We start from the raw sequence: 14,825 nt of genomic DNA on the forward strand, positions 1-14,825 counted from the left end.
TTTTGATAAAAACCTAATGTTGGCATATCTTAGATGGAAATGAAGCGAAAGGTGTCTTAGTTATTTATTCAATTTTTTATTTATTGAATGAAAAAAACCTTAATTTTAGCTAAACCAAAGCCTTAAGCGAATGCCATATGCCCATAAAATAGGTGTTCTTTTACTTCTCATCCTATTAGAATTTAATGTAAGTACATTTTCACTTTATGCGCAAGACCTAGATCCGAGAGCCTATAGTTGGGTTCCGAAAAATGTGACCGCCTTGAATTTGGGTTACTCTTACTCAGGGGGATCAGTTTTAACAGATCCTACCATTCAAATAGACGATGTAGAAGCACAGGCACATTCTGCTATTTTGGCTTTGGCACATAGTTTTTCCTTTTTTGGTATGACCTCTCAGGCTTTAGTGGCCGTACCCTATAGCTGGGCCGATTTTTCTGGAAAAGTGGTTGGTGAGAATAGAAGGATTTCCAGGTCGGGTTTTTCAGATTTGCGCATGCGTTGGTCTTTTTTGTTCTATGGCGCACCTTCCCGTAATCCTGGTCAAATCATTCCACAGAAAAAGAAAACCATTTTGGGAGCCAGCATCAATATCGTTGCACCCACCGGGGAATTTTATGCTGATAAGCTCGTGAACCTCGGGACAAACCGCTGGTCGTTTAGACCAGAACTCGCCATTTCTCATCAATTTGGCCAAAGATGGTTGTTAGATTTTTACACAGGAATTTGGTTCTTTACAGACAATGATGAGTTTTTTCCAGGTGATGCGGTTCGTTCTCAAGATCCTTTAGGTACTATACAAGGCCATTTAAGTTATAATATAAACCCACAATTTTGGATCGCCATTGATGCCACATGGTACGGAGGTGGAAATTCTTATGTAGACGGTATAAATAAGGATAACCGACAATCAAATTCGAGAATCGGTGTCACTTCTGTCATTCCAATTAACAAACAAAGTTCTATAAAAATTGCTGCCAGTACCGGTGCTATTGTTAGAATTGGTCAAGATTTTCAAACGATATCTGTGGGTTGGCAAAGAACTTGGTTGGGTAAAGTAAAATAAATTCATCCTCTTTTTTGACCTCGTTCAACATAATGGCATCAACTAACTAATCCTTTTTCAAATTTTATCCTCATTTTTTCATACCTTGAGGTAATCCTTTTATTTTTCGACAAATGAAATTACTCCTACCCCTATCTTCTGAGTTGGTCATTATTTTCATCCTTTCGGCAGTCATCCTATTGGTCTATATCTGGCAGCGAAAAAAGACAAAAAAAATAAATGATGTCAGAAAAAGAAAAACACCTAAAGTTATTTTAAAGGGCGGTCATACCAATCAAGTTAAAACAGAAGAGAGTAAGGCCGAGCAGAAAATTGATTATCCAAAATTTAGTTCCCAAAAAACAGGTTTGACCTGGGGTGGCGGTAACGTGCATGGGGCGAATGCAAAGAGAGGAGAGAAAAAACGCTTTTTGCGTTGAGCATTGACTGTTTGCAATTTGACCTAAGGCTAAAACCATCACTTGGTAAAAAACCTCTACCTCATCGAAAACTCTAAACCTTTGAGCATGCTTTTCATCGCCTTACCCGGTCTGAAGAGCACCCTGCGTTTGCTCACCAATTTTTTGCTAAAATCTTTTTTGGTTTCTGCACCTGTTGTACTCACCCCTACCTGAAAATTTCCAATTCTGCCCAACTCTACCGTTCTACCCTCTTTGAGTTGTTCCAGCATATTGTGCTCCAAGGCCATCAGTACACCATACACATCGGCACGCGTCATGGTACTTTGGCCGGTAATTAGCTCTGCCAGATCTTCCAGATCAGTCTTTCCTCTCGATATCGCTAAGCCGTGATATTTTACAGGTTTTGTCACATCTCTTGGGTCTCTTTTTGTAACGATCTTTAGTTTAATTGCCATGGTTTAAGTATAAAAAAACGCTGATTCGAATGAATCTCAGGTTCGGTAAAGAACAAATATAAAAAACTTCTTGACAAGTTTATAAAAACATCCAGATGTTTAATTGATGAGATCTAGATGTTACACTTATAACATCTGGATGTTTTATTTATAATATCCAGATCTCTTATATAAGAGATCTGGTTTTTACTATTTATTCTATTTGATGAACGACCTATTTTGTCTTGACAAAATTTTGATTAGATATAAAAGTGTCAAAAAATCAACCATATCCCGCAATTTTATTTGATAAATCATTATTTTGGTACGTATATAACACGTTGGCAAACATTTCTAAGAAAAGTAGTTTACAAGAAACAAAAATGATTGAGAGTGATGGAATGACATATGAAATGTGGAAAATGGGGAAAGGTGTTTTTAAATATCTGTTTTTAGGGTGGTTAATAATTACACCAATCATAGTAATATTTCTAGGAGATATTTCTTGGAATTTTTTCTTAACGTATATAATCGTTTTAATCATTTTTCAATTATTCCGATTAACAAGAAAGAATATAAGTTCTAATTTTTATTTAGCTAAAATGAATGAGGAAATTATAATTCTCAAAAGAGATGGAGAAGAATCAATTAATTTGAATTGGAATGAAGTTTCATCACTAAGTAGGTTACGATTTACCAACCCTGCATTGTATATAATGACTATAGAAGCTCAAAAAAACGTTGAATATATATTTCCTACGAGTGCCCATTTATTGACCTTCTCTATAAGTATAAATGGAATTGGAATACAACGAGATTTTTCAAAAATGGGAAAACATATTAGAAAAATGAAAAAGTTGAAAAACTTAAAATCATTTTACTTCCATTATGCTAATAATGTTATTCAAAATATAAAAAAAACGTTTGCCAACAATGTATAACCGCAATTACGGCCGATTCGACTTCGTCCGAATCCACTCGGAATTGCTAAGGCTTGTGCTAAACCGAAAATTAACGCATATTAACCCGTAACTGACGGTTATACGAGACCGTTAGCTGCAATTTAAAATGTGACTTTGCTTTCATATGAAATACCCTATCTTATTTGAATACATAAAGGAAAAGGCGAATATCAAACAGGAAGAGTTTAACCGTTTTTCTCATTACTTTATAGTCAAAAATTTACAGAAATTCGAAACGATATCAAGAGAAGGAGAAATTTGTTCAAAACTGTATTTTGTAAATAAAGGATGCCTGAGATTTTTTCATCTTAATGAAGAAGGCAAAGAATTAACTAGATATTTCGCTTTTGAAGGTAAATTTGGAACTGACCTTACAAGTTTAATTACAAACGAACCATCCAAAGAAAATATACAATCAATTGAACAGTCTGAAATACTATATATAAATAAAACGGATTTTTATGAGTTGGTTAAAACAGAGCCTTCCATAAACTTGATTTATCGAGATATCTTAGAGATGGCTTATGTAACCTCAGTGAAAAGGATTTACAACTTTCAAGGAGAAGAAACACTACAAAGACTAAAATGGCTGATGAATTATCAACCTATGATTTTGTCAAGATTATCTAATAAAATGATTGCTTCATACTTGGGCATCACTCCATACACATTAAGCCGTTTGAAAACAAAACTTTAATTGTTGCTCTAGAGCAATTTTTCTTCTAATTAAGGTTCATAGTTTAGCTCCGAACTATAAACTTGGAGATGAAATCATATAAAATTTGCTTTGCTTTTCTAACTATTCTATTATTTAGTATTCAAAAAACTTTTGGTCAAAATCCCAAACCACCTTTTCCGGTTGAGATAATGACAGGTAACAAAGAAGTGTATTCACAGTTCGTGATAAAAAAGTATTTCAGCCCAACCAGTAATTTTGACTTTTTTGGTCTAGCAACGTACACTGCAAATTATAAGAATAATGTTGAGGAAAACAGAGCAATTATTATTTCTCAGTTTGGTTATAATTTTAAAAACGGATTTGGAGTAATGGCGGGACTCGATTTTAATTCATTTGCGGGTTTTTCTCCAATATTAGGTCCTAAACATAGTTTTGCAAATAAGAATTTTTTAGCTGTAACCAATTTGTCCATTTTTCTTAATGACGCTTTAGATGTCAAATTATTTGGTTTATATGAGTACCACCCAACAATTAACAATGATTGGAAATTTTATAGTAGGCTACAATTCATTCATAATTTGAGTATTAACTACAATGAACATAACATTAGTTATATTTATTTAAGAGCAGGAATTCAAAGAAAACAATTTATATTCGGACTAGGTGCAAATTTCGACTGGTCTGGACCGAACAAAGTTTTTAATAGCAATTTTGGTCCTTTTGTAAGATGGGAGTTTGACTAGAAAAACTGCAGCTAACAATGTGTATAAGCAATAGCGGTATGAGTGCTAACTCGAACCGTTTTTCCATTTAATTTAAGTATATTTAAATCCGAAAAGCAGTCGCTTAAAATCCGCTACTGCTCATACACGAGACCGTTAGCCACAATTATGAAACCGGAACTTGAAGAACGACTTGTTGGTTTAGAAAATATAATTCACGGAATTCATCATAATTTAGAATTGATGAGTTTTATAAATTATAATCTCCACAGAGAACCATTTAACTTAGGAAATAATTTAGGCTTATTTTGGATTTGGACTTCCTTAATGGCTTCACAAATATTGGAATTCTACAAACTGACTAATAAAAAGGAAAAATTTTCTTTTACAAAGACAATTAATATTGCAAAAGAAAATAAATGCAAAGCGGATTTTGTCAATTTAGAAACTAAAACAAAAGAATTGGTTGAAATATACGACAAAAGTGACTATGAAGCTGTTAGAAGTAAATATCTAGCACATCAAGATTTAAATGTTCCTGAAATAGGAACTGAATTAAAAGGTATTGCTGATTTTTCAAAAAAATCAGTTGAGCTATTTACATTATTCTGCAACGAATTTAAAAGGGAACAAACTGAATTTAATCCTGAAATTACAGAATCATTTAGTCAAATATTTAAGACAATAGATGAATATGAAAAAGTAAAAGCCTTACTAATTGCTAGATTAATTCAAGGAAATGAAACAATTGCTATTTCTGAAATACAAGATATAGTAAATGAGAATAACAGTGGCTAACAACGTATATAATTTATTGCTTAGTTCTAGCCTACTTACGAAAATCCTCGCGGATTTTCTATTCGGTTTTTATTTGCTAAATTAGGTGCTTAAACACGCAACAAACCATATACAAGCACGTTGGCAAACATTAAAACTAATAAAATGAAAGAAATCCTAAAATTCTTAATTCCAATTCTTTTAGTTGGATGTGCTCAAAACGAAAATTCTGGCAATTCATTTGATAATAGCTTATTAAAACATGACGATATTGACCAAAATATACCTTTGGAGGTTGAACCCTATGCAGACCCAGAAGTCATTAAAAATTTAGCACCAATCAGGGAGCAATTTGACAACCTTGCGATAACTGAAGAAAGTGAAACAATAAACCCCAGAATGACTTCTTTTGCTAAACAAATGGCAAAAACCATATATGAACCAGTGAAAGATAAAGTATTTCTTATGGCAGGCTGGCAACTAACTTCTACGTTAATTGTCATAGGAGAAGATGGTCTAATAGTTGTAGACCCTGGAGAAAGTGATGAAGCATCTGAAAGAATAATGTCAGATTTTAGAAAATCTACAAACATAGAGTTACCGGTAAAAGCCGTTATATATTCTCATAGACATCCTGACCATTCTTTTGGTTCCGCAGGCATGGGAGTAACACAAGAGCAAGTTGACAATGGTGAAGTAAAAATATTTGCACACTATCAATTTATGGATTACTTGGCGAATGACGCTAGTGTGGTTGGTGGTATTTTAACAGAGAGAACCGCTTACGGCGGCGCAACTTATTTAGGTCAAAATAAAGAAGGTTTAGTCCATGCAGGGCTAGGACCTACCTTTGCTGGAGGAAAAATATCATTTTACAAACCAACAGATATTGTAAAAGGGCAACTAGAAACAGAAGTTGCGGGTGTTAAAATTGTGATGTTTGAAGCATATGGAGATGCGGAGGATGAAATAGATGTATTCTTTCCAGACTTAAAACACGTTCATGGTTCTGAAACCACTCAGGGCGAGTCTTTTCCTAATTTATATACACTTAGAGGTACTAAATATCGTGACCTAGTAAAATGGTATAAAGGAGTAGACAATCTTCTAGATTTTGCTAAAAAGAGTAATAGTTTTAGTCACTCACATATGCGTTCTTGGGTTGGTAGAGATTTTATAGTTGAGCGCATTCAAAATTATAGAGATGCTATTCAATACACTCATGACCAATCCATATACCACATGAATCAAGGTGCAACTAGAGAAGAATTAGTTAACCTTATTTCATTACCAGAGCAACTAAAAAAAGACCCATGGTTACAGGAGTTTTATGGAAGTGTAGAACATTCAGTAAGAAATGTTTATAATGGTTACCTTGGTTGGTATTCAGGCGATGCTACTGAACTAGCTACACCTAATTTTCATAGAAAGGCGAAACTGTATGTTTCTGCAATGGGTGGTAGCGACAATGTGTTGAAAATTGCCAATGAAGCTATAGATGCAAAAGATTATGGGTGGGCTATGGAAATATTAACTCATGCCGTGAGGGCTAATCCTGATAATAAAGAAGCTAGAAATGCAAAAGCAAAAGCTATGCAATTATGGGGTTACGAACAATCTAACATTTATTACAGAAACTTTGCTTTGTCAGGAGCAAAAGAATTAGACGGTACTTTAGATAAGTCTGGAGCATTTGACTTTGCAAATCCAGTTATAATACAACAATTTGGTATAGGAACTATATTAGAAAACCTAAGAGTAAAAATAGATGCATCAAAAGCGATTGATGCAGATTTTAAAATAGGATTTAACATTACAGACCGAAATGAGACATATGGTTTCCATGTGCGAAATGGTATTGCAGCATTTTATAATTATGTTCCTGAAAACGCTGATTTAGTATTGGATTTACCTAGTAATGTTGTTTATGACTTTGTTTTAGGAAAAGAAAAAGTAAAAGATGCAATTAAAAATGGTTCTGGAACTGCAAAAGGAGATTTAAATAATTTAGATGTTTTTGCCAGTTTCTTTGACTTTACTAAGTCAGATATTAATTTGTCATCTAGATAAAAAAACGTTTGCTAACAAAGAACTGAGTTAAAATCCAATTGTTTTTATGCTAATTTTGACACAAAATTTTCATCATAAGGTAATCCAGATTTAGCCACTGCAAAAGCTTGTTTAAGTAACTTATTGCAGACGGCAATCAGGGATAGTTTTTTGCTTGCGCCAGTTCGCTACACTCGTGTCAGTTTGGTGTGTACCAGCCTGCCGGCAGGCTGGCTTGCAAAATTAACCGCTAAACCACGCAACTACTCATAGCCGAGACCGTTAAACCAAAATAGTGACTAAAATTATAATTCTTTTCAATCTAATCTTATTTTGTCAGGTGACGACAACCCAAGCAAATGAAAGTTTAGATTATACTATTTATCACCAGCGAGCAGTAGATGCTGAAATACTTATTGCTTCTGAAAATTACAAAGATGCATTACAAGTTTATGAAGAGTTATTTGAGAAATATGAATTTATCTTTTTAAGAGACTTTCAGATTGCAACTCAACTTGCATTATTCTTAAATGATGAGCAAAAATCTAAAAGGCTTTTGATAAATGGAATAAAATCAGGTTGGAAAATAAAATCGATAAGAAATAATAATTTTTTAGATAAAATACGAAAAGGCAAAGATTGGAAATCAATCAAAAAGCAATACCATGCCTTGAATGAACTATACGAATCAACGTTAAATCAAAGGCTAAGAAAAAGAGTAAAGAAAATGTTTTCAAAAGACCAAAGGAAAGCCATTAGGGCTCTTTTCGCATTTAGTTCTAAAGCACAAGATAGATACGCAGAGAAAAAATTTGCGCCACACAGCGAAAAACAAATATCAGAATTCTTAGATATTCTTAATAATTATGGCTATCCGGGAGAAAAGTTCATAGGGAACGACTTTTGGATGTCGACAATATTGAGCCACCACAATTCAATCTCAAACGCTTACAACAGAAAGGATACACTTTACCAAAACCTTAAGCCTAAATTAAAGATTGCACTGAAAAAAGGTGAAATTTCGGCATTCGAATTTGCATTAATTGACGAATGGTATCGTGCGAGTAAAAATGATAAGGAAGAACCAACTTATGGAATTCTTGAAGGACCATTACGAAAGGATTTGAACAGAACAAATAAGTTGAGAGAAATCATTTTTTTGAGGCCTATCGAAGTACATAATAAATTGGTTGATATCCAGGATAAAACAGGAATGAATTTCTATTTAGACGGACATCCGTGGTCAGCAGCAAAAATTGAAATCAGAGAATAAAAAACGTTGCACAACGATGGCTCCTATGAAAAACACTAACCAAGTTTCTCGAAGCTGATATTTAATTTTTTATTCTATCAAACCAAGACGGTTTTGGCGTATTACAATGTTGTCAACCCATTTGACTCTTTATTTTTTTCAGATGTAAAACAAGAAAATATTCTATATAAAATCCTAATGAGAACCTTTTTAGCGCCACGCTCAAAATACGCATAACCCTACCTCCTATTCATTTTGTTTCATCACAATTGCTTTTGAATTCGAAATATCACGTATGGACAAATAACTATCCAAAGGAGAAATAAAACCCATAGTCGACCTTGAAAAATATGATAATCGCCAAATAATTTACGCCAGGAATGACCTGCTACAAAATGACCAAATAAAAATTCAAACAATATGGTAAGTACCAGCCAAAGAATGCCTATTTTGAAGGTCTGTTTTTGAGTTTCAGGTGACCATATTTTAAACAAAAACCAAACATAAATGCCGAATAGGATGATCAGACTCATGGTAGACAATTGGTGGGCCTGCAATTCATTCAAGCTGTTCGCAATAACCTTTTCACGAGATAAACCGTTGACAATGGCCACAATGATCATAGGAAACCATGCGAAAAAAAACTTCACCATTTTATAAAATTTATTTGATTAGTTTTATGAAGGATTTTCCTTCACTAATTTAGTCAAAAAAGCGGTAAATCTTGAACATAATACGAGAGGGAACAGTATACAGCAGGGTTAAAATCTTAGCGAATTAATTTTCCGTAAAATGAAATATAAAAAATTCATCAAAAACTCCGTAAACATCTCCGAAATTGGTTTGGGTGCATGGCAATTAGGTCAAAACTCAGGTTGGAAAAGCATGACAGAAAAGGAGGCTGTTCAACTGGTTCACAAATCTTTGGATCTCGGTATCAATTTTTTTGATACGGCTCCAAATTATGGACTGGGAACTGGTGAAGAGCGTTTGGGCAAAGCGCTAAAAGGCAAAGATCGAAGTAAAATCGTGATCAATACCAAATTTGGCCATACACACACCGGTCAACTAAACTTTAGAGCTGATCACATCAGGGAGTCTTTAACGGGTAGTTTAAAAAGGCTTCAGGTAGATTATGTCGATTCACTCATCATTCACAATCCGCCTTCTGCCTTTCTTGACGGAAATAAAAATGTCCATTACGCGATACTAGAAAAGTTAATGGAAGAAGGTAAAATAAGGGCCTATGGTGCATCTTTAGATACCTTTGACAACATGAGGTTGTTGATGGAAACCACAAATTCGAAAGTAATTGAGGCCTTTTTTAATATTTTTCATCAGGATACTTTGCACGGATTTGAAATGGCAAAAAATAAAGAGGTGGGCATCATTGTAAAGATCCCACTAGATTCCGGTTGGTTAACAGGTAAGTATCATGCGAAAAGCAGGTTTAAGGATATTCGACGTCGCTGGTCTGAAGAAGATATTGAAACAAGAGCGATGCTGGTGAATAAAACCAGGGAAATTATTGGGACACAAGAAAACCTCGCCCAAATAGCCATCGCATTTTGTTTGGCCTATGATGCTGTTTCTACCGTAATTCCGGGTAATCTCAATATCGAACAGCTAACAAGTAATGTAGAGAGTACTCATCATCCTATTTCTCAGGACCTTAAAGAAAAACTTGAAGGTTTTTATCAATCTGAAATTAAAGAACTCTACTTGCCTTGGTAATCATCCCTACTTTAGGCTTTGCTCTGGTAAAATATGCAGAACTAGAGCCTTTTGTTACAGTATTGGTCTATATCGTAATGGGTATATTTTTAGTCGCACTTATATGGTTACTCGGCGGATGAAAAAGATTGTTTTTTTAATTTTGGGATTTTATTTCATCTGGAACAAACCTGCTTTTGCACAGGACGAAAATACCATATCCGGATCGACGTGGAGCCATGATATCGAAGGATGGCTTTATCTAGTCCCTGATCAAGTAGTGTTTTCTCCCGTTTATATCCTTGATAAAGGTTGGTTGCACATGGAGGCCCGGTACAATTATGAAGATTTAAATACATTTTCTGCCTGGTTTGGCTACAATTTTAGCGGAGGCAATCACTTTAAATACACATTTACACCCATGATAGGAGGCTTGGCAGGTAAGCTCAACGGACTTTCTCCGGGACTGGAAGTTGATTTTGATTTTTATGGTTTTAACTTGAACTCGAGTTCACAATATGTTTTTAATTTTAAAGATAGGCATAGTGACTTTTACTATAATTGGACTGACTTTACCTATGCTCCTTTAGATTGGATGTCGTTTGGATTTAGTTTTCAAAGAACCCAACTTTATCAGAATTCGCTTGAACTGCAATATGGCCCCATGATCGACCTCGGTTATAAGTGGTTTGAATTGTCATGTTATTATTTTAATCCGTTCAATAATGATCCATATTTTGTCTTATCCCTATCCGTCTTGCTTCCCGAACCATAATATAAAAAACTACGTAGAATAATCATTCATCCTGAATAAAGGCTACATCATTTACAACATGCTGTAAAAAATATAGCAAATCCATAATTGACGTGGTTTAAAGACTTTCTATTTCAACCATTTGAAAAAAAAAAAAAATGATTTTCCTTCATCTGAAAAAATCATTAATTTAGTGGTTATAAGCAAATTGAAACTAATTAAATCTACCTAAAATGAAATTATACTTAAAATTTATCGTCTTGATGGTCATTCTTGTCTCCTGCAATAACAAAATGAAAGAGCAAGAAACTACAAATTCTGAACAGGAAGAGGGGTATATGCATAATGGAGTGAGTTATAATGTAGGAGAAAATGAATTAAAAGAAGCATATTTTGGAGAACAGCACCTGCATACTGCTGCCTCAATGGATGCCTTCATTGCCGGAACTCGACTTACACCCGATGATGCCTATCGTTTTGCTCAGGGTGAAGAGATGATTGTCAATGGGAAACCTCATAAATTACACAGACCATTAGACTGGGCAGCTGTAACCGATCACGGTGAATTTCTTGGAGAAACCTACACCTTGATGAACGAAGGAACACCGGGCTATGACAGTGAAGCTGCTAAATCAATGAGAGATGCTCCGGATTTGGAAACAGCATTAAAGGTTTACAATAAGTATGTACTGGATGCTTTGGCTGGAGGCGACGCACATCCTGACTTTTGGCAAGGGTATGAGGCAGTAAAATCACAATGGCAGAAAAACATTGAGGCCACCGAAAAAAATTACAAACCCGGAAAGTTTACGACTATCCATGGCTACGAGTGGAGTTCTGCTCCCAACACTGCCAACCTGCACCGAAATGTATTCTTTAGAGATTCAAATGTGCCCGATATGCCTTTCTCAGCAAATGAAGGGGCTTCTCCTCAAGAACTGTGGGATTGGATGATTACTCAGGAGAAAAACGGGGTGAAAGTGTTGTGTAACCCTCATAACCCCAATGAAAGTAAAGGTATGTTGTTTCCTGAAGTCGCTATGAACGATAAACCTATTGATAAGGCCTATGCAGAAACTCGCCAGCATTTTGAAAGAAACTTAGAAATGATGCAAACCAAAGGGAATTCAGAAGTGGTTCCTAATTTCTGGCCTAATGATGAATTTGCAGATTTTGAAAATGCCGTTTCACTTCAGGAGTACAATGGTAGAGTCTTTGAAAAGCATAATTTTATCCGCTATGGATTGACCAGAGGGGTCAAATACAAAGAAGAATTAGGTGTGAACCCTTTCAAATATGGATTTGTTGGGGGTACCGATAGTCATAATGGATTGATGTCGAACGTTGAAGAATTTAATTATGTGGGCCATCATGGTATGGCAGATGAGACAGCATTGGACCGATCAAGAAATGAACAGGATGGCGAAATGTTCAACCGTGATATGAATCCAGGAGGCTTAACAGGCGTATGGGCAACTTCCAATACAAGAGAAGCGATCTGGGATGGAATGCATCAACGAGAATCATTTGCCACTTCAGGGCCAAGAATCAAAGTGCGTTTTTTTGCAGGAAATGGCTATCAGTCATCGTATAATTCATATGAAGAAATGGTGAAAGATGGTTATGCCAAAGGAGTGCCCATGGGACAAAATTATAAAGGCAACAGCACTCCAGAATTTTTGGTCTGGGCAATAAAAGACCCTATCGCACCAAATTTGGACCGAATTCAAATTATTAAAGGTTGGGTTGAAAATGGAGCAATGAAAGATACCATCTTTAACATCGCTGCCTCTGAAGACCGATTGAAACCGGATGGAACCGTAACGCCTATCGATGCACCCATAGACATGAAAACAGGTGAGTTCAATAAGGAAAAAGGAGCGCCGGAATTAATGGTCGTATGGAAAGATCCTACCTTTGATCCCAATCAAAATGCTTATTACTATGTAAGGGTGATACAACTGCCAACAGCGAGATTTAGTTTATGGGATGAGATCAGAAATCCTGATGTCCACTATCCGGAAGATACAAAAAAAGTGATTCAAGAGCGCGCTTGGGCTTCTCCTATCTGGATTGAGCCGGCTAACTGAGATGTATGAAGAAATTTTTAAAAGAACCTTTGTTGCATTTCATGCTTTTGGGTGCGATGATCTTTGGGTATTACTACCTGACAAATGAAGCTGAGGAATCTGAGGCTGCCATTGTTATTGATGATGCCGAATACGATTATTTGCTTAGCCTATGGAAAAACCAATGGCAAAGAGAACCGAATGAAGATGATATTAAAGCTTTTCTCGACCAATATATTCGGCAAGAAGTGTTTTACAAAGAAGCTTTGGCATTGAGTTTGGATCACAACGATATCATCGTTAAAAGACGTTTGGCGCAGAAAATGGAGGCAGTTTCCAATGATTTAAATGCGATGATAAAACCTCCAACAGAAGGAGATCTACATGCATTTTACTTAGCAAACCAAGCACTGTTTCAATTGCCTCCAAGCTTTACCTTTCAGCAGGTTTTGTTTTTAAATAACGAACAAAACCTTGCAGAGCAATTGGCAATCAGCAAGAATGCATTGAACAATGGAGGTGAAATTCCCGCAAACAGGAAACAGAAGTTATCCCTTCCCAATCTCTGGGAGAACAGTTCACCAGCGGAAATAAACAACGCATTTGGAGGTGATTTTGCCCAGGCTTTGGACAGTCTGCCGATCACTCAATGGGTGGGCCCCGTTCTTTCTGGTTTTGGGCAGCATTTGGTGTATATATCTAAAAAAGATAGTTCTAAAATGGCGAACTTCGAAGATGTCAAACCCTATGTTCTCAATGAATATGAATACCAGTCCGAGCTTGAAACACAAGAACAAGTATATCTTGAATTACTGGATAAATATGGGCTAAAAATTACATCGGGCAAAGTTCCAAATAGTGTAAAAGATAGCTACCGCATACAATGAGGCTTTTTCTAATTACCCTTTTGGTTTTTTCGTCTGGCCTTGGAAGTCACTCCCTGTTTGCACATGAGGTACGCCCGGCTTTTTTACAAATTGAAGAGCAATCGCCTCATCACTATGCTGTATTGTGGAAAGTGCCTCGCACGGTTGATAAGGTTTTGGATATTCAACCTCAGTTTGAAAAGAGTTTTACACTTTCAGAAACCCTTCCCCCGCGCATATTGGAGGCTTTTGTGTTATATAATTACCAGCTCAAAGGCGAGAAAAGTATCGCAAATACCCGGCTTTCGATCGATCAGCTCAATACAACAGGAACTGATGTGTTGGTTGTGGTTCGCTTACTGAATGGCGAGCAACATAGTTTTCTTCTTCAACCCACCAGGAACTCTATTTTAATTCCGGAAACACCTAGTAAATGGAATGTGGCAAAAACCTATATCATTTTAGGCATTGAACACATCTTACTCGGTTTTGATCATTTGTTGTTTGTGTTAGCCCTTGTATTAATCACGAAAGGTTTTAAAAAACTTTTGAAGACAATTACAGCATTTACCTTGGCACACAGTATCACTTTAAGTTTTTCAGTGTTGGGCATAGCGAATTTGCCTGGACCTCCGGTTGAAGCAGTGATTGCTTTGAGTATTGTTTTTCTCGCCTTGGAGATCCTAAAAATCCAAAAAGGTAATTCCACCCTCACCAGTAAAAAGCCCTGGATCGTCGCCTTTGTTTTTGGCTTACTTCATGGATTTGGCTTCGCAGGCGCCTTGCAAGACATTGGTTTGCCTCAAAAAGAAATTCCTCTAGCTTTGGCCACCTTCAATATCGGCGTAGAATTAGGACAAATTTTATTTGTTTTGGTGGTTTTAGTGTTACTTAGATTCATTCGTTCTTATGTGCCCAGAAAAAATTGGACCGAAAAACTTGCCCCCTATGCCATAGGTACATTGGCAGCATTTTGGTTGATCGATCGGATCGTTGGTTTTTAATATGAATGGGTACTTCAACAAAATAATCCGTGTAACAACAACATAAGTGCTTTATTTAGTAGAACAGATTAGTATGA

The 14,825-nt window shown here is 35.8% G+C and carries 15 protein-coding genes and 1 pseudogene; 13 read left to right on the forward strand and 3 right to left on the reverse strand.

Annotation, left to right across the window (positions count from 1 at the left end; genetic code table 11):
* Positions 1-130: 130 nt before the first annotated feature.
* Together ACFQ39_RS12500 and ACFQ39_RS12505 are read left to right on the forward strand one after the other, a co-directional pair.
* Positions 131-1,066, forward strand: coding sequence for a transporter (locus ACFQ39_RS12500; protein ID WP_377179421.1), 936 nt, complete (start codon positions 131-133; stop codon positions 1,064-1,066).
* A 113-nt stretch (positions 1,067-1,179) separates the two neighbouring features.
* Complete coding sequence (locus ACFQ39_RS12505) at positions 1,180-1,485, forward strand: hypothetical protein (RefSeq protein ID WP_377179423.1); 306 nt, start codon at positions 1,180-1,182, stop codon at positions 1,483-1,485.
* Between the two features lie 56 nt (positions 1,486-1,541).
* Here the strand turns inward: ACFQ39_RS12505 and ACFQ39_RS12510 are convergent, their stop codons facing one another.
* Complete coding sequence (locus tag ACFQ39_RS12510; RefSeq protein WP_377179425.1) at positions 1,542-1,922, reverse strand: HU family DNA-binding protein; 381 nt, start codon at positions 1,920-1,922, stop codon at positions 1,542-1,544.
* Positions 1,923-2,173: 251 nt separating this feature from the next.
* Between ACFQ39_RS12510 and ACFQ39_RS12515 the strand changes: the two genes are divergently transcribed.
* The 5 genes from ACFQ39_RS12515 (at position 2,174) to ACFQ39_RS12535 (ending at position 7,111) form a co-directional block, all read left to right on the forward strand.
* On the forward strand, positions 2,174-2,842 hold the full coding sequence (locus ACFQ39_RS12515) for a hypothetical protein (protein ID WP_377179427.1): 669 nt from the start codon (positions 2,174-2,176) through the stop codon (positions 2,840-2,842).
* 145 nt (positions 2,843-2,987) lie between these two features.
* A complete protein-coding gene (locus tag ACFQ39_RS12520; RefSeq protein WP_377179429.1) occupies positions 2,988-3,560 on the forward strand; it encodes a Crp/Fnr family transcriptional regulator in 573 nt (190 codons plus the stop codon).
* A 68-nt stretch (positions 3,561-3,628) separates the two neighbouring features.
* Positions 3,629-4,285, forward strand: a complete 657-nt coding sequence (locus ACFQ39_RS12525) for a hypothetical protein (protein WP_377179431.1) — start codon at positions 3,629-3,631, stop codon at positions 4,283-4,285.
* A 147-nt stretch (positions 4,286-4,432) separates the two neighbouring features.
* Complete coding sequence (locus ACFQ39_RS12530; RefSeq protein ID WP_377179433.1) at positions 4,433-5,062, forward strand: hypothetical protein; 630 nt, start codon at positions 4,433-4,435, stop codon at positions 5,060-5,062.
* A 144-nt stretch (positions 5,063-5,206) separates the two neighbouring features.
* Positions 5,207-7,111, forward strand: coding sequence for an alkyl sulfatase dimerization domain-containing protein (locus ACFQ39_RS12535; RefSeq protein ID WP_377179435.1), 1,905 nt, complete (start codon positions 5,207-5,209; stop codon positions 7,109-7,111).
* Between the two features lie 44 nt (positions 7,112-7,155).
* Here the strand turns inward: ACFQ39_RS12535 and ACFQ39_RS12540 are convergent.
* Positions 7,156-7,272 (reverse strand): annotated as a pseudogene (locus ACFQ39_RS12540) (IS110 family transposase); the annotation flags it as partial.
* Between the two features lie 113 nt (positions 7,273-7,385).
* On the opposite strand from ACFQ39_RS12540, the gene ACFQ39_RS12545 reads away from it, so the two are divergent.
* The gene (locus ACFQ39_RS12545) at positions 7,386-8,363 is read left to right on the forward strand and encodes a hypothetical protein (protein ID WP_377179437.1); all 978 of its coding nucleotides are present in this window, start codon (positions 7,386-7,388) and stop codon (positions 8,361-8,363) included.
* 242 nt (positions 8,364-8,605) lie between these two features.
* On the opposite strand, the gene ACFQ39_RS12550 is transcribed toward ACFQ39_RS12545, so the two are convergent.
* Entirely contained in the window at positions 8,606-8,995 is a 390-nt protein-coding gene (locus ACFQ39_RS12550) for a hypothetical protein (RefSeq protein WP_377179439.1), read from the reverse strand.
* Positions 8,996-9,134: 139 nt separating this feature from the next.
* On the opposite strand from ACFQ39_RS12550, the gene ACFQ39_RS12555 reads away from it, so the two are divergent.
* The 5 genes from ACFQ39_RS12555 (at position 9,135) to ACFQ39_RS12575 (ending at position 14,748) form a co-directional block, all read left to right on the forward strand.
* Positions 9,135-10,076, forward strand: coding sequence for an aldo/keto reductase (locus ACFQ39_RS12555; protein WP_377179441.1), 942 nt, complete (start codon positions 9,135-9,137; stop codon positions 10,074-10,076).
* 118 nt (positions 10,077-10,194) lie between these two features.
* Positions 10,195-10,830 carry a hypothetical protein gene (locus ACFQ39_RS12560; protein ID WP_377179443.1) on the forward strand — a complete coding sequence of 212 codons (636 nt, stop codon included), beginning with the start codon at positions 10,195-10,197 and terminating at the stop codon, positions 10,828-10,830.
* A gap of 212 nt (positions 10,831-11,042) precedes the next feature.
* On the forward strand, positions 11,043-12,899 hold the full coding sequence (locus ACFQ39_RS12565; RefSeq protein ID WP_377179445.1) for a DUF3604 domain-containing protein: 1,857 nt from the start codon (positions 11,043-11,045) through the stop codon (positions 12,897-12,899).
* 5 nt (positions 12,900-12,904) lie between these two features.
* Positions 12,905-13,765 carry a peptidyl-prolyl cis-trans isomerase gene (locus tag ACFQ39_RS12570; RefSeq protein WP_377179447.1) on the forward strand — a complete coding sequence of 287 codons (861 nt, stop codon included), beginning with the start codon at positions 12,905-12,907 and terminating at the stop codon, positions 13,763-13,765.
* Positions 13,762-14,748 carry a HupE/UreJ family protein gene (locus ACFQ39_RS12575; RefSeq protein WP_377179449.1) on the forward strand — a complete coding sequence of 329 codons (987 nt, stop codon included), beginning with the start codon at positions 13,762-13,764 and terminating at the stop codon, positions 14,746-14,748. The genes ACFQ39_RS12570 and ACFQ39_RS12575 overlap by 4 nt, the downstream gene beginning before the upstream one ends.
* The last annotated feature ends 77 nt before the right edge of the window (positions 14,749-14,825 follow it).

Source organism: Namhaeicola litoreus, assembly GCF_042679565.1.
In the GTDB taxonomy this organism is placed as follows: Bacteria; Bacteroidota; Bacteroidia; order Flavobacteriales; family Flavobacteriaceae; genus Namhaeicola; species Namhaeicola litoreus.

What these genes read in the sequence shown, in the direction of transcription:
- ACFQ39_RS12500 (WP_377179421.1), top strand. Translation starts at nt 131, where the DNA reads ATGCCATATGCCCATAAAATAGGTGTTCTTTTACTTCTCATCCTATTA.
- ACFQ39_RS12505 (WP_377179423.1), top strand. Translation starts at nt 1,180, where the DNA reads ATGAAATTACTCCTACCCCTATCTTCTGAGTTGGTCATTATTTTCATC.
- ACFQ39_RS12510 (WP_377179425.1), bottom strand. Translation starts at nt 1,922, where the DNA reads ATGGCAATTAAACTAAAGATCGTTACAAAAAGAGACCCAAGAGATGTG.
- ACFQ39_RS12520 (WP_377179429.1), top strand. Translation starts at nt 2,988, where the DNA reads ATGAAATACCCTATCTTATTTGAATACATAAAGGAAAAGGCGAATATC.
- ACFQ39_RS12525 (WP_377179431.1), top strand. Translation starts at nt 3,629, where the DNA reads ATGAAATCATATAAAATTTGCTTTGCTTTTCTAACTATTCTATTATTT.
- ACFQ39_RS12530 (WP_377179433.1), top strand. Translation starts at nt 4,433, where the DNA reads ATGAAACCGGAACTTGAAGAACGACTTGTTGGTTTAGAAAATATAATT.
- ACFQ39_RS12535 (WP_377179435.1), top strand. Translation starts at nt 5,207, where the DNA reads ATGAAAGAAATCCTAAAATTCTTAATTCCAATTCTTTTAGTTGGATGT.
- ACFQ39_RS12550 (WP_377179439.1), bottom strand. Translation starts at nt 8,995, where the DNA reads ATGGTGAAGTTTTTTTTCGCATGGTTTCCTATGATCATTGTGGCCATT.
- ACFQ39_RS12555 (WP_377179441.1), top strand. Translation starts at nt 9,135, where the DNA reads ATGAAATATAAAAAATTCATCAAAAACTCCGTAAACATCTCCGAAATT.
- ACFQ39_RS12560 (WP_377179443.1), top strand. Translation starts at nt 10,195, where the DNA reads ATGAAAAAGATTGTTTTTTTAATTTTGGGATTTTATTTCATCTGGAAC.
- ACFQ39_RS12565 (WP_377179445.1), top strand. Translation starts at nt 11,043, where the DNA reads ATGAAATTATACTTAAAATTTATCGTCTTGATGGTCATTCTTGTCTCC.
- ACFQ39_RS12570 (WP_377179447.1), top strand. Translation starts at nt 12,905, where the DNA reads ATGAAGAAATTTTTAAAAGAACCTTTGTTGCATTTCATGCTTTTGGGT.
- ACFQ39_RS12575 (WP_377179449.1), top strand. Translation starts at nt 13,762, where the DNA reads ATGAGGCTTTTTCTAATTACCCTTTTGGTTTTTTCGTCTGGCCTTGGA.